This is a genomic window from Streptomyces violaceoruber (assembly GCF_033406955.1).
GTDB classification, from domain to species: domain Bacteria; phylum Actinomycetota; class Actinomycetes; order Streptomycetales; family Streptomycetaceae; genus Streptomyces; species Streptomyces violaceoruber.
The window spans coordinates 7,031,598-7,045,571 of record NZ_CP137734.1 but is presented as its reverse complement, the minus strand read 5'-3'; the positions used below and the strand labels follow the sequence as shown (position 1 = coordinate 7,045,571).

Annotated in this window: 12 protein-coding genes, 1 rRNA gene and 1 riboswitch; of the genes, 1 reads left to right on the top strand and 12 read right to left on the bottom strand. The window is 70.1% G+C overall.

Annotation, left to right across the window (positions count from 1 at the left end; all coding sequences use genetic code 11):
- Window positions 1-21 precede the first annotated feature (21 nt).
- Window positions 22-2,907, bottom strand: a complete 2,886-nt coding sequence (gene gcvP / locus R2E43_RS31560; protein WP_332056767.1) for an aminomethyl-transferring glycine dehydrogenase — start codon at window positions 2,905-2,907, stop codon at window positions 22-24.
- A 178-nt stretch (window positions 2,908-3,085) separates the two neighbouring features.
- A riboswitch (glycine riboswitch) is annotated at window positions 3,086-3,181 on the bottom strand.
- A 150-nt stretch (window positions 3,182-3,331) separates the two neighbouring features.
- Here gcvP and R2E43_RS31555 point away from each other — a divergent pair.
- Window positions 3,332-3,715 (top strand): PRC-barrel domain-containing protein, encoded by a 384-nt coding sequence (locus tag R2E43_RS31555; protein WP_173668708.1) that lies wholly within the window; start codon window positions 3,332-3,334, stop codon window positions 3,713-3,715.
- Here R2E43_RS31555 and R2E43_RS31550 read toward each other — a convergent pair.
- From R2E43_RS31550 to rrf, 11 genes are all read right to left on the bottom strand, one after another.
- Window positions 3,625-5,064 carry a DNA polymerase IV gene (locus tag R2E43_RS31550; RefSeq protein ID WP_011027755.1) on the bottom strand — a complete coding sequence of 480 codons (1,440 nt, stop codon included), beginning with the start codon at window positions 5,062-5,064 and terminating at the stop codon, window positions 3,625-3,627. The two genes, R2E43_RS31555 and R2E43_RS31550, sit on opposite strands and share 91 nt — an antisense overlap.
- Before the next feature lie 64 nt (window positions 5,065-5,128).
- Entirely contained in the window at window positions 5,129-5,815 is a 687-nt protein-coding gene (locus R2E43_RS31545) for a MerR family transcriptional regulator (RefSeq protein ID WP_003977445.1), read from the bottom strand.
- A gap of 162 nt (window positions 5,816-5,977) precedes the next feature.
- Complete coding sequence (locus R2E43_RS31540; RefSeq protein WP_003977444.1) at window positions 5,978-6,451, bottom strand: bifunctional nuclease family protein; 474 nt, start codon at window positions 6,449-6,451, stop codon at window positions 5,978-5,980.
- Window positions 6,452-6,534: 83 nt separating this feature from the next.
- A complete protein-coding gene (gene ftsR, locus R2E43_RS31535) occupies window positions 6,535-7,275 on the bottom strand; it encodes a transcriptional regulator FtsR (RefSeq protein ID WP_003977443.1) in 741 nt (246 codons plus the stop codon).
- Window positions 7,276-7,319: 44 nt separating this feature from the next.
- The gene (locus R2E43_RS31530; RefSeq protein ID WP_003977442.1) at window positions 7,320-8,165 is read right to left on the bottom strand and encodes an FHA domain-containing protein; all 846 of its coding nucleotides are present in this window, start codon (window positions 8,163-8,165) and stop codon (window positions 7,320-7,322) included.
- Between the two features lie 148 nt (window positions 8,166-8,313).
- Window positions 8,314-9,168 (bottom strand): DUF881 domain-containing protein, encoded by an 855-nt coding sequence (locus tag R2E43_RS31525; protein WP_106518392.1) that lies wholly within the window; start codon window positions 9,166-9,168, stop codon window positions 8,314-8,316.
- A gap of 5 nt (window positions 9,169-9,173) precedes the next feature.
- Complete coding sequence (locus R2E43_RS31520) at window positions 9,174-9,506, bottom strand: small basic family protein (protein ID WP_003977440.1); 333 nt, start codon at window positions 9,504-9,506, stop codon at window positions 9,174-9,176.
- Window positions 9,503-10,408, bottom strand: coding sequence for a DUF881 domain-containing protein (locus R2E43_RS31515; RefSeq protein WP_332056766.1), 906 nt, complete (start codon window positions 10,406-10,408; stop codon window positions 9,503-9,505). The genes R2E43_RS31520 and R2E43_RS31515 overlap by 4 nt, the downstream gene beginning before the upstream one ends.
- A 99-nt stretch (window positions 10,409-10,507) precedes the next feature.
- A complete protein-coding gene (locus R2E43_RS31510) occupies window positions 10,508-13,003 on the bottom strand; it encodes a mannose-1-phosphate guanyltransferase (RefSeq protein ID WP_011027759.1) in 2,496 nt (831 codons plus the stop codon).
- Between the two features lie 112 nt (window positions 13,004-13,115).
- Complete coding sequence (locus tag R2E43_RS31505) at window positions 13,116-13,724, bottom strand: CDP-alcohol phosphatidyltransferase family protein (protein ID WP_007388195.1); 609 nt, start codon at window positions 13,722-13,724, stop codon at window positions 13,116-13,118.
- A 109-nt stretch (window positions 13,725-13,833) separates the two neighbouring features.
- Window positions 13,834-13,950, bottom strand: a 5S ribosomal RNA gene (gene rrf / locus R2E43_RS31500).
- Window positions 13,951-13,974 lie beyond the last annotated feature (24 nt).

Sequence of the window (13,974 nt, the reverse complement as noted above, 5' to 3'; positions counted from 1 at the left end):
CCCTCACCTTCTTGGCGGGACTCAGTCCTCGTACGCGTCCAGCGGCGGGCAGGAGCAGACCAGGTTCCGGTCGCCGTAGGCCTGGTCGATGCGGCGCACCGGCGGCCAGTACTTGTCGGCGGCGGACACCCCGGCCGGGAAGACGGCCTCCTCGCGGGTGTACGCGTGGTCCCACTCACCGCCGAGCGCGTCCGCGGTGTGCGGGGCGCCGCGCAGCGGGTTGTCGTCGGCGGGCCAGGCGCCGGAGCCGACCTTCTCGATCTCCGCGCGGATGGCGATCATCGCCTCGCAGAACCGGTCCAGCTCGGCCAGGTCCTCGGACTCGGTCGGCTCGATCATCAGCGTGCCGGCCACCGGGAAGGACATCGTCGGCGCGTGGAAACCGTAGTCGATCAGCCGCTTGGCGACGTCGTCGACGCTCACGCCGGTGGCCTTGGTCAGCGGGCGCAGGTCGATGATGCACTCGTGCGCGACCAGCCCGCCGGGGCCGTTGTAGAGCACCGGGAAGTGCGGCTCCAGGCGCTTGGCGATGTAGTTGGCGGACAGCACGGCGACCTGCGTGGCGCGCTTGAGGCCCTCGCCGCCCATCAGGCGGACGTAGGACCAGGAGATCGGCAGGATGCCGGCCGAGCCCCACGGCGCCGCCGAGATCGGGCCGACGCCCGTCTGCGGACCGGCCGCGGGCTGCAGCGGGTGGTTGGGCAGGTACGGCGCCAGGTGCGACCGTACGCCGACGGGGCCCACGCCGGGGCCGCCGCCGCCGTGCGGGATGCAGAACGTCTTGTGCAGGTTCAGGTGGGAGACGTCGCCGCCGAAGTGGCCGGGCTTGGCGAGGCCGACCAGGGCGTTGAGGTTGGCGCCGTCCACGTAGACCTGGCCGCCCGCGTCGTGCACCTGCGCGCAGATGTCGGCGACGTGCTCCTCGAACACGCCGTGCGTGGACGGGTAGGTGATCATCAGCACGGCCAGCTCGTCGCGGTGCTTGTCGATCTTGGCGCGCAGGTCCTCGACGTCGATCTCGCCGTCCTCGGCGGTCTTGACGACGACGACCTTCATGCCGGCCATCACGGCGCTGGCGGCGTTGGTGCCGTGCGCCGAGGACGGGATGAGGCAGACGGTGCGCTGCTCGTCGCCGTTGGCCCGGTGGTAGCCGCGTACGGCGAGCAGGCCCGCGAACTCGCCCTGCGACCCGGCGTTCGGCTGGAGCGAGACCTTGTCGTACCCGGTGACCTCGGCGAGCCGCTCCTCCAGCTCGCGGATGAGGGTGAGGTAGCCCTGCGCCTGCTCGGCGGGCGCGAAGGGGTGCAGCGCGCCGAACTCGGGCCAGGTGACCGGCTCCATCTCGGTGGTCGCGTTGAGCTTCATGGTGCAGGAGCCCAGCGGGATCATGCCGCGGTCCAGCGCGTAGTCCCGGTCGGCGAGGCGGCGCAGGTAGCGCAGCATCGCGGTCTCGGAGCGGTGCTGGTGGAAGACGGGATGGGTGAGGAAGTCGTCGGTGCGCAGCAGCGCCTCGGGCAGCGTCTCCCCGGCCTCCGCGTCCAGCGACTCGATGTCGCCCTCCACGCCGAAAGCGTGCCACACGCCGCCGACCTGGGCGCGCGTGGTGGTCTCGTCGCAGGCGAACGACACGTGGTCGGCGTCGACGAGCCGCAGGTTGATGCCGTTCTCGCGGGCGGCGTGCACGATCCCGGCGGCCCGGCCGGGCACCCGCGCGGTGACGGTGTCGAAGTAGGAGCCGTGGACGATCTCGACGCCGCCAGCGGCGAGGCCGGCGGCGGTGATCGTGGCGTACCGGTGGGTTCGGCGGGCGATGGCCCGCAGGCCCTCGGGGCCGTGGTAGACGGCGTACATGCCGGCCATGACGGCGAGCAGCACCTGCGCGGTGCAGATGTTGCTGGTGGCCTTCTCGCGGCGGATGTGCTGCTCGCGGGTCTGCAGAGCCAGGCGGTAGGCCTTGTTGCCGTCGGCGTCGACGGAGACGCCGACCAGGCGGCCGGGGAGGCTGCGGGCGAACTTCTCGTGCACCGCCATGTAGCCGGCGTGCGGTCCGCCGAAGCCCATCGGCACGCCGAAGCGCTGGGTGGTGCCCACCGCGATGTCCGCGCCCAGCTCGCCGGGCGAGGTGAGCAGGGTGAGGGCGAGCAGGTCGGCGGCGACGGTGACGAGCGCGCCCAGCTCGTGCGCCCGGTCGATCACCGGCTTGATGTCGCGGACGGCTCCGGAGGCGCCCGGGTACTGGAGCAGGACGCCGTTGATCTCGCGCTCGGCGATCTCGGCCGGGATGCCCTCGCTCAGGTCGGCGACGACGACCTCGACGCCGGTCGGCTCGGCGCGGGTCCGTATCACGGCGACGGTCTGCGGCAGGGCGTCCGCGTCGACCAGGAACAGGCCCTTCTTGTTCTTGCCCATGCGCCGGGAGAGGGCCATCGCCTCGGCGGCGGCGGTGCCCTCGTCGAGCAGCGAGGCGCCGGAGGTGGGCAGGCCGGTCAGCTCGGCGACCATCGTCTGGAAGTTCAGCAGGGCTTCGAGACGGCCCTGGGAGATCTCCGGCTGGTAGGGCGTGTACGCCGTGTACCAGGACGGGTTCTCCATGACGTTGCGCAGGATCACCGGCGGGGTGAAGGTGCCGTAGTAACCGAGGCCGATCATGGAGTCGAGGACCTGGTTGCGGTCGGCCAGGGAGCGCAGCTCGGCCAGCACCTCGGCCTCGGAGCGCGCGCCCGGCAGGTCCAGCGCGTCGGCGTTCTTGATCACATCCGGCACCGCGGCGGCCGTCAGTTCGTCGAGCGAACCGTAACCGACCTGCGCGAGCATCTTGGCCCGGGCCTCGTGGTCGGGGCCGATGTGGCGCTGCTCGAAGGGCATGGCCTGTTCGAGTTCGGAGAGCGGAGTGCGATGGGCGGTCATTGCGGAGGCCTCCTGGTCTGACGACCTTCGAGGGGCACCACGGCGCGGGTACCCGGACGGCCTCCCCCTCTGTCATCTCAACCTGAGAGCTTCACCGGGCGAGCCCTGGAGCTCTGCCCGGCTTTCACCGTCGGTGAGAGCGGAAGCCGTCGACACCCGCCCTGCTTTCCAGAGTGACCTCGTCCGTGCGGTACGTGAGCCTGAGAGATTCCGGGGAGGATTTGCTCCTTCGGCGCCTCCGGTGATGTCCGGAGGACTCTCCCGCGCGGGGTCAGCAGCCGTTTGCCAGCGTACCAGCGAGGTCGCCGCACGGACTTCGAGTGGCCGACCGGGCATTTGTGCCGTTTTGTAGTACTTACGGATGATTAGGCGGCTGGTGTGCGACCCCAGTCCGGCCCAGTGGTGCGATCAAGTGGAGGGCCCCGTGCGTACTGACATCGATCCGCGGAACCTGATCGGCCGCAAGGCGTTCGACCGCGACGGCAGCAGGATCGGCACCGTGGACGAGGTCTACCTCGACGATGCCACCGGCGTCCCCGAGTGGGCGGCGATACGGACCGGCCTCTTCAGCAGGGACGCCTTCGTCCCGCTGGAGCCCAGCGAGCTGGTCGACGGCGCCCTGCGCGTGCCCTTCGACCGGGCCCTGATCAAGGAGGCGCCCGACTTCGGTGTCGGCCGCCACCTCTCGCCGGAACAGGAGCTCCAGCTCTACCACCACTACGGCCTGGACGTGGCGGCCGCTCCCCCGCCTCCCGACCACGACTTCGGCAAGCTGGCCGGCAAGGGCAAGGGGCCCGACGAGGGCTGACCCGCCCCGCCCTCCGTGTCGGCGACCAGCGGCAGTGGATCCGCCGGTGTCAGCTCCGGGTCGTCCACCAGGAAGGTCCGCACCCGCCCGACCCCCGAGTACGGCGTCTCGAAGCGCACGGTGACCCGTCCGAGACCGCTGCCCTGGACCCAGCCGTGCCCCAGCTCCGTGTGCCGCACGTCGTGCCCCGACGGCCACCGGCGCTCGGCGGGCGAGGGGCTGTGCGCCTCGGCGGGCTCGGTCCCGGGCTCCTCGGCCGGTTCCTCCGCCCGGTCCCCTGCCGCCTGCGCGAACAGGTCCTCCTGCGTGTAGTCGGCGAGCCCGCTGACACCCACCCCGAGCAGCCGCACGCCGCCCGTGGTGTCCACCGAGTCCAGCAGTCTGGCCGCCGCCTCCCGCACCACCGCGGGGTCGTCGGTGGGGCCGCGCAGGGTCTCGGAGCGCGTGAGCGTGGAGAAGTCGTATCTGCGCACCTTGAGCACGATGGTCCGCCCGGACAGTCCGGAGGCGCGCAGCCGCCGCACGCACCGGTCCGCCAGCCGCCCCACCTCGACGCCGACCCGCACCCGGTCGTGGATGTCCACGTCGTAGGTGTCCTCGACCGACACCGACTTGGTCTCCCGCTCGGCCACCACCGGCCGCTCGTCCCGCGCCAGCGCCATGGCGTACAGGGCGTGGCCGTGCGCCTTGCCCAGCAGCCGCACCAGCTCGTCCTCGCCCGCCTCGGCGATCTCGCCGACCGTGGTGATCCCGGCCCGCCGCAGGTGGTCTCCCGTGGCCGGTCCCACCCCGGGCAGCGTCCGCACCGTCATCGGCTCCAGCATGGCGCGCTCGGTCCCCGGCGGGATGAGCACCAGTCCGTCGGGCTTGGCCGCCTCCGAGGCGATCTTGGCGAGCATCTTGGAGGCGGCGAGGCCCACGGACCCGGTGAGGCCGGTGACGGTGCGGATGTCCGTGCGCAGCTTCGTCCCGGCCAGTCGCGCCGTCTCCGCGTCCCGGGCCGCCCCGCCGGCGTCCAGGTCCACGAAGGCCTCGTCCAGGCTCAGCGGCTCGACCAGCGGCGACAGCTCCCGCAGCAGCCGCATCACCTGCTCGCTGATCGACCGGTAGAGCTCGAAGCGCGGCACGAGGTAGGCGGCGTGCGGCGCGAGCCGGCGGGCCTGGCCCATCGGCATCGCGGAGTGCACCCCGAACACCCGCGCCTCGTACGAGCAGGTGGCGACCACGCCGCGCGGTCCGAGGCCGCCCACCACGACGGCCTTCCCACGCAGGCTCGGCTTGGACGCCTGCTCCACCGAGGCGAAGAAGGCGTCCATGTCGAGATGCAGGATCGTGGGCGCGGTTCTCACATCTCCGATGCTGCCCTACGCCACTGACAATGCCCTCACCGGACGGCCCCGGGGCGCGGCGGGATCAGACCGCCCGGTTGTTCCGCCGCCGGGCCAGTTCGTCGGCCGGATTGTGTCCGACCAGGGTCTCCCCCGTGTCGATCCGCTCGCCGTGCAGCTGGGACAGCGCGCTCTCCACGTCCCGCCAGACCACGCCGACGGCGATCCCGAAGATGCCCTGCCCGCCCTGGAGCAGGGCGTGCACCTCCTCGGGCGAGGTGCACTCGTGGACGGTGGCGCCGTCGCTCATCAGCGTCATCCGCTCCAGGTCGCGAAAGCCGCGCTCCCTGAGGTGCTGGACGGCGGTGCGGATGTTCTGCAGGGACACACCGGTGTCGAGGAAGCGTTTGACGATCTTCAGCACGACCACGTCGCGGAAGCTGTACAACCGCTGCGTCCCGGAACCGTGCGCGGGCCGCACACTGGGCTCGACGAGGCCCGTGCGGGCCCAGTAGTCCAGTTGCCGGTAGGTGATGCCGGCGGCCGCGCAGGCCGTCGGCCCGCGGTAGCCGATCTGCTCGGACGCCATGGACGTCGCCCCTCCGCTGGTCGGCACCGCTGCCGGTCGCTGCGGACCGGGATCGGCCGCAACACCGTGCTGGGCGTGGCCCGCGCCTGCGCGAAGCCGGGAGCCCGGGGGAGGGTACGGACCACCTGCCCCGAAGCTGTGCCCGGGGCCACCCCCAACCGTACCGTCGCCGCTGATTCTCACGCCGACCTCCGTCCTTGACCTGCCTCCTCGAAGGTAGGCAGTCACCAAGGGTGCGTCAACGATCGCCACACTCGGCACGCCGAGTGATAATCACCCTACGAGTGGTTTCCCGTGTCCGATCCCGGGAAAGGCTAGCCGGATGTGCCCGTACGGGCCCGCGTCTCACTGATTGCTGGTCCCGAAGTCCTCCGGCGAGATCTGGTCGAGGAACTCGCGGAACTTCTCCACCTCGTCCTCCTGCTCGTCCGGAATGGCGATACCGGCGTCGTCGAGGACCGTGTCGCTGCCGTAGATCGGCGTACCGGTACGCAGGGCCAGCGCTATGGCGTCGGACGGCCTGGCGCTGACCTCGACCCCGCTCGCGAAGACCAGCTCGGCATAGAAGACCCCGTCGCGCAGGTCGGTGATGCGTACTTCGGAGAGCTCCTGGCCGACGGCTTCCAGCACGTCCTTGAAGAGGTCGTGGGTCAGCGGCCGTGCGGGAGCCATGCCCTGCTGGGCGAAGGCGATCGCCGTCGCCTCCCCCGGTCCGATCCAGATGGGAAGGTAACGGTCGCCGCCCACCTCGCGCAGCAGCACGATCGGCTGGTTGGAGGGCATCTCGACCCGGACACCTACGACATCGAGCTCGTTCACACAGCAACCCTAGGCCGTGCCCGGGACGTTTGGGTAGTCGGGCCGGGATCGGGTGGGCGATCCGGGTCCCCGGCCCGCCCGTTTCAGGGCAGCCGCACGCCCAGAGCGGTCTGCACCAGCGCCGCGTGCAGTTTCACCGCGAGTCCCGCCAGCTCCTTGGTGCGGGCTTCCGCGTGTGCCCTGGTCTGAGGGTTGCGGTGGCGCTTCAGCGGAGCCACCACCTGGTCCACGAGCCCGGCCTCGCGGTCGGCGGCGGCCTTCATCACCCGCAGGTGCCGCGGCTCGATCCCGAACCGCCCCAGCTGCACCACCAGCGACGCCACGGTGACCGCCTCGGCGTCGTACGCGCCGTCGGGCAGCGGGACGAGGAGTCCGTACGACTCCCACTCCTTCAGCTCCTGCTCGCCGATCCCGGCCGTGGCGAGCAGCTCGTCCCGCCCGATCCGGGCCACCGTCGGGCCCTCGGCGGGCTCGGGCGCGGCCGCCTCGCCGTCCCGCTGCCGGCCGACCCTCGGCAGCGCCACGGCCTCGCCGCGCTCCACGGCGTCCAGATGCTCACGGATCACCTTGAGCGGCAGATAGTGGTCCCGCTGCATGCGCAGCACCTGGCCGAGGCGCTCGACGTCGTGCGCGCCGAACTTGCGATACCCGGCCGGGGTCCGTCGCGGCTCGACGAGGCCCTCCGACTCCAGGAAACGGATCTTGGAGATGGTGATGTCGGGGAACTCGTCACGCAGCGCGTTCAGCACTGCGCCGATGCTCATCAGCCCACTGTCCGCGGCGGCGGCGCCTTGCCCGGCACCGCCGCTCGGTGTTTGAAACATGGACCTTCCCTGAAGGTTCCCCGGGCGGGCGGCCCGGGGGCGGGTCAGTAACCCCGCTGGCTCGCGTAGAACACCAGCCGGTACTTGCCGATCTGCACCTCGTCACCGTTCGACAGGGCGACCTGGTCGATGCGCTCCCGGTTGACGTAGGTGCCGTTCAGGCTGCCGACGTCGGCGACCGTGAAGGAACCGTCCGGACTGCGGCGGAACTCCACGTGCCGGCGCGAGACCGTCACGTCGTCCAGGAAGATGTCGCTCTGCGGATGACGCCCGGCGGTGGTCAGCTCGCCGTCCAGCAGGAAGCGGCTGCCCGAGTTCGGACCGCGGCGCACGACCAGGAGGGCGGAGCCCAGCGGCAGCGCGTCCACGGCCGCCTGCGCCTCGGGAGAGAGCGCCGGCATCGCCGTCTGGCCGGTGACCTCGGCGTCGTAGGCCTCCAGACCGGAGATGGAGATGGTGGAGGTCGTCTCGGACGCACGCTCCGGGACCGCACCGGGCCGCAGCGGAGCACCGCAGTTGGAGCAGAAACGGCTGTTCTCCGCGTTGCGGTTGCCGCACCTCGTACAGACCAGGGCCGACATGGACGGATCCTCCTGCCGCGACTGCCCCGCCGGGGCGTTCGACGCGTACGGGTCGGGGGTGAACCCTCCACCCGGGGCCGAGGGCTGGCCGAAACCTATGCCGCCGGACTGAGCAGGGTCAACAGACGGCGCGCCGGGACCACCCACCTGGTCCCGGTACATCGGGCGTCGGCCCTCCGCGTCGGGCTGTGCGCGATGGCGGGCGGTCGCGTTGTCGCCGCTGCCCTCTCGCGCGCTCTTGCCGAACAACTTCGCAAACAACTTCACGGGCGATTCCCCTTGACCGAAACAGACCCGCCCGTGGGGCAGGACGAACCCTTACTGAACGCACTGGCCGACCCGGACACCTTCACAACGTCCGTCTCCACCAGACAGTTTCCACCACGCACCACCCAATCGGTGCGCCGACCCCCCGCAACCTCATGCCCTCGCCGGACGCCCCCCATGCACCGCCGGTTCACTGGGAGGACGACCGAGCGTAGTCAGGCCGCTCCGCCGCTCGCAAGGCGTCCACGACGATCTTGCTCGACCGCTCAACAGTAACGGTGGCCTGTTCCTTCTCCAGAGTCTGCACCACTCCTCCAGGAATGTTGAGAGCCGGTTCGAGGTCCTGCGGCTTGCCGATGACCTGGAAACGATAGGGCGCGTTGATCTTGTTCCCGTCGACGGTGACGGAGTTGCCGGCGTCCGCGAGATACGTGCCTGCCACCACCCGTACGCCGTTCACCTGGATCGCCTCCGCACCCGCCGCGCGCAGCTCCTGGACGGCGTCGAGCAGCATGTCCGCCTCGACCGTCCCCTTCGTGTCCTCGATGGTCACCGTGATGCCGGGCCCCTGCGCGGCCACGGTGCCCGCGAGGATGCCCAGTTGCCGCTCCTTCTCGAGCGTCTGCTTGCGGGCCTCCTCCGCCTGGTCGGAGCTGTTCTCCAGCTCGTCGCGCTGCTTCTCGAGTCCCTGCTTCTCGTCTTCAAGACGCTGAGTACGGTCGTCCAGTTCATCCAGGATGCGGACCAGATCCTCCTGGCGGGCACCCCGCAGCGCGCTGTCGCTGTCACTGTTGGACGCCACCTGCACCGCGAGACCGAACCCGAGCCCGAACAGGAGCAGGGCGACGATCAGTTGGGCCCGCGTCAGGCGCGGCGGCCACAGCCCCTTCAGAAGCCGCTGCCTGCCGGTCACTCCGTTCCGCTCCCCCCGCGCGGCCCCCGGGAGGCCGCCCGCGGGGTCGTCCGCCGACGGGGACCGCGACGGCGGCACCTCGTCCGGCAGCTCCTTGCGCAGCCTGTTCGCCGGCTGCTCGTCGTCGCTCATCGGCCTCACGCCCGGAAGACGTGGCGTCGGATCGCCGCGGCGTTGGAGAAGATACGGATGCCGAGGACCACCACGACCCCGGTGGACAGCTGGGCTCCGACGCCCAACTTGTCGCCCAGGAACACGATCAGTGCGGCCACGACCACGTTCGACAGGAACGACACCACGAAGACCTTGTCGTCGAAGATGCCGTCGAGCATGGCCCTCAGCCCGCCGAACACGGCGTCCAGCGCCGCCACGACGGCGATCGGCAGATACGGCTCCACGGCCGCCGGCACCTCGGGCCGGACCAGCAATCCGGCCACGACTCCCACGACGAGGCCCAGTACGGCGATCACGATGTGCCCTTCTCGGTTATCGGCTGTGCTGTACGTACGATCACACTCGGTGCGGCCGGCAGCTTGAGGTCGTCCGCGACGGAGATGGCGGTCCGGATGCCGTAGCTCTCCTCCAGGGCATGCAGGTACAGCCCGTCCGCACTGTCCTGGAATCCCCTGCTCAGCCGCTCGCCGTCCCCCACCGCGAGCACCGTGTACGGCGGCACCAGCGGCCTGTTGTCGACCAGTATCGCGTCACCGGCGGCCCTGATCGCCGACAGCGCGGTCAGCCGCTGCCCGTTGACGGAGATCGCCTCGGCGCCCGACTCCCACAGCCCGTTCACCACGCGCTGCATGTCCCGGTCCCGCACCCGCCCCGTGTCGGAGAACCCGGAGGTGTCACGCGGCTGCCCGTCGGCCCCCGTGGCGACGTCCTTGGCATCGTTCACCACGAGCTTCACGCCGGGGCCGTGCACCTCCACCGCGCCCGACAGGATCCCCACCAGGTCGGACCGGTCGCCGTCGCCGCTCTTCTCCAGCGCCTCGCGCCGGCGGGCGTCCACGTCGTCGCGCAGCTCGTCGACGCTCTTCTCCAGCTCGTCGGCCGCCGAGGTCTCCCCCTCTATGCGGTCGACCAGTTCCTCACGCTCCTTGGCCACGACGGGAGCGGCGACCCGTGCCTGGGCCGCTCCGACCGTCACGACCAGGGCCGCGAGGACCAGACCGGCCGCCAGGCCCAGCTTGGCACGCAGCGTCCTGGGCATGCCCCCGCTGCCGTCGGTCTGCTTCCGCGCGGCGGCCTCGGCGTACCCGTCGTCGAGGCTGTGGTCCATGACGTTCGTGAGCAGCGACATGGACGCGTCCGGGCGCGCGGGCCGCCCGGGTGTGCTCCGAACGGGGGGTGGCTGCGGCATGCCGCACATCGTCGCACGCCACCGCCACTACCTCCGAACGGCCCCACCGGCGTGCCGGACCGGCCCCCTTGAGGACACGTGTCCGGCACGCGCGCGTGCGGTGTGTTCTCAGCGGCCCGCGCTGTCCACCACCGCGGCCCACTCGTCCAGCAGCGCCTGTGCGGAGGCGTCGTCGGGGCCCTCCGCCCACAGATGGGTGACCGCCTCCGCGGGGTCGGGCAGGACCATCACCCAGCGCCCGTCGGTCTCGACCACCCGCACCCCGTCCGTGGTGTCCACGAACCGGTCTCCGGCCGCCTCGACGACCCGCCGCATCACCAGGCCCTTGACCGCCCACGGAGTGGCCAGATCGCGCTTGAGGACGTGGGCCCGCGGGATCCGCGCGTCGATCTGGCTCAGCGTGAGCTGCGTGCGCGCGACCAGTCCGATCAGCCGTACGAAGGCCGCCGTGCCGTCGTACACACTGCTGAACTCGGGGACGATGAAGCCGCCCTTGCCGTCTCCGCCGAAGATCGCGCCTTCCTCGCCCCCCACCCGCGTCAGATCGTCCGGGGAGGTGGTCGTCCACTCGACCTGCGTGCCGTGGTACGCGGCGACCTGCTCGGCGATCCTGGTGGTGGTCACCGGGAGCGCCACCCGGCCGCTGCGCCGCTCGGCCGCGATCAGGTCGAGCATCACCAGCAGCGCCCGGTCGTCCTCGATGATGCGGCCCTTCTCGTCGACGAGCGACAGCCGTTCACCGACGGGGTCGAACCGCACGCCGAACGCGGCCCGCGAGGACGCCACGATCTCCCCGAGGCGCACCAGACCGGACCGCCGCATGTCGGCCGACTCGGTGGGCCTGGCCTCGTCGAGACCGGGATTGATCGTCAGGGAGTCGACGCCGAGCTTCCCGAGCAGGCTCGGCAGCACCAGTCCCGCGCTGCCGTTGGAGGCGTCGACGACCACCTTGAGCCCGGACTCCGCGATGCCGGTGATGTCGACGTTGCGCAGCAGGGACCCGGTGTAGGAGTCGAACACGCTGGACGGGAAGTGCAGGTCCCCGATCTCGCCGGGGAACGCCCGCCGGTACTCCTGGCGCGCGAAGACCCGGTCCAGCTTTCGCTGGCTGCCCTGCGAGAGGTCGGCCCCCTGGCCGTCGAAGAACATGATGTCGACGGAGTCCGGCACCCCGAGGGTGGTCCGGATCATGATCCCGCCGGCGCTGCCCCGCGCGGTCTGCTGCCGCGCCACGGGCAGGGGTACGTTCTCCAGGTCGCGTACGTCGATGGCGCTGGCCTGCAGCGCGGAGATCACCGCCCGCTTCAGCGCCCGGGCGCCACGGGAGTGGTCACGGGCCGTGGTGACGGTGGACCCCTTCTTCAGGGTCGTCGCGTACGCACCGGCCAGCCGCACGGCCAGCTCCGGGGTGATCTCCACGTTGAGGATGCCGGAGACCCCGCGCGCACCGAAGAGATGCGCCTGCCCGCGGGACTCCCAGATCACCGAGGTGTTGACGAACGCGCCTGCCTCGATGGTCTTGAACGGGTAGACCCGCACATTGCCCTGGATGATCGATTCTTCACCGACCAGGCATTCGTCGCCGATGACCGCGCCGTCCTCGATCCGCGCGGCGCGCATGATGTCGGTGTTCTTGCCGACCACACAGCCGCGCAGATTGCTGTGCGGGCCGACGTACACGTTGTCGGCGACCACGGCCTTGTGCAGGAAGGCGCCGCTCTTGACGACGACGTTGGACCCGATCACCGTGTGTTCGCGGATCTCCGCGCCGGCCTCGACCTTCGCGTAGTCGCCGACGTAGAGGGGTCCGCGCAGCACCGCGTCGGGATGCACCTCCGCACCCTCGGCCACCCAGACGCCGGGCGAGATCTCGAAGCCGTCGATGTCGACGTCGACCTTGCGTTCCAGAACGTCGGCCTGGGCCTTCACATAGCTCTCATGGGTACCGACGTCCTCCCAGTAGCCCTCGGCGACATAGCCGTAGATGGGCTTGCCTTCCTTCATCAACTGCGGGAAGACGTCACCGGACCAGTCCACGGGCACATCGGGGTCGACATAGTTGAAGACCTCGGGCTCCATGACGTAGATCCCGGTGTTCACGGTGTCCGAGAAGACCTGGCCCCAGGTCGGCTTCTCCAGGAAGCGCTCGACCTTGCCCTCTTCGTCGACGATGGTGATACCGAATTCCAGCGGGTTGGGCACGCGCGTCAGACACACGGTGACGAGCGAGCCCTTTTCCTTGTGGAAGTTGATCAGATCGGTGAGGTCGAAGTCGGTCAGGGCATCGCCGGAAATGACGAGGAAGGCATCGTCCTTCAATGCCTCCTCGGCGTTCTTGACGCTTCCGGCGGTACCGAGTGGCTTCTCCTCGTTGGCATAGGTGAGCTCCATTCCGAGCTCCTCGCCGTCACCGAAGTAGTTCTTGACCAGTGAGGCCAGGAACTGGACGGTCACGACGGTCTCGTTGAGCCCATGCCTTTTGAGCAGCCGAAGAACATGCTCCATGATCGGCCGGTTGACCACCGGCAGGAGCGGCTTGGGCATGCTCGAGGTCATGGGACGAAGGCGTGTGCCTTCGCCTCCAGCCATCACGACGGCCTTCATGTCGGAAGCGTCCTCCTCTGAGAGACCACGGTTTAGCCGACTTCACCCGTCCAGGGTCCCGCACTTTTCCAGCGGGGGCCATCCGGCCACCGGGACCGCACAATCGGCGAGTTCAATCGGCTGCGACGTCCGCACGAACCAGGCGGCGGACCTGCACCACGTAGAGAACACCTGCCCACCAATACAGGGTTGTACCCCATCCGGCGAACGCCCATCCGAAAACTGCGGCCAGTGACGCGATCCATCCGCTGCCGTCGCTCAGCAGAAGCAGGGGGAAGGCGTACATGAGGTTGAAGGTGGCGGCCTTGCCCAGGAAGTTCACCTGCGGCGGAGGATAGCCGTGCCGCCGGAGGATGCCCACCATCACCAGCAGCATCGCTTCCCTGGCAAGCAGTACAAGGGTCAACCAGAGCGGGAGAATCTCGCGCCAGGTGAGACCCACCAGCGTGGAGAGGATATAGAGGCGGTCGGCCGCCGGGTCCAGGAGCCGGCCAAGGCTGCTGATCTGATTCCAGCGCCGTGCGAGCTTTCCGTCCAGGTAGTCGCTGACCCCGCTCAGGGCCAGCACCAACAGCGCCCAGCCGTCGCTCTGCGGGCCGCCGAACTCGGGCCGCAGGATGAGCCACAGGAACAGAGGCACGCCGGCCAGGCGCGCCATGCTGAGGATGTTCGGGATGGTGAGGACCCGGTCGGTCTGCACGCGGGTCTCCTGGACCTCCACGCGGGGGCCTCCTGGGGGAAACGAGCCAATGATGCTCACTGACCTTACCTCAACGCAAAAAAGCTCTGGCTCTCGGGCTGAATGCCCAAGAGCCAGAGCTCTAAAAGGAGTTCGGCGGCGTCCTACTCTCCCACAGGGTCCCCCCTGCAGTACCATCGGCGCTGTAAGGCTTAGCTTCCGGGTTCGAAATGTAACCGGGCGTTTCCCCTACGCTATGACCACCGAAACACTATGAAACACTCAACCGCAC

What these genes read in the sequence shown, in the direction of transcription:
- gcvP (WP_332056767.1), bottom strand. Translation starts at nt 2,907, where the DNA reads ATGACCGCCCATCGCACTCCGCTCTCCGAACTCGAACAGGCCATGCCC.
- ftsR (WP_003977443.1), bottom strand. Translation starts at nt 7,275, where the DNA reads ATGTTTCAAACACCGAGCGGCGGTGCCGGGCAAGGCGCCGCCGCCGCG.
- R2E43_RS31525 (WP_106518392.1), bottom strand. Translation starts at nt 9,168, where the DNA reads ATGAGCGACGACGAGCAGCCGGCGAACAGGCTGCGCAAGGAGCTGCCG.
- R2E43_RS31515 (WP_332056766.1), bottom strand. Translation starts at nt 10,408, where the DNA reads ATGTGCGGCATGCCGCAGCCACCCCCCGTTCGGAGCACACCCGGGCGG.
- R2E43_RS31510 (WP_011027759.1), bottom strand. Translation starts at nt 13,003, where the DNA reads ATGAAGGCCGTCGTGATGGCTGGAGGCGAAGGCACACGCCTTCGTCCC.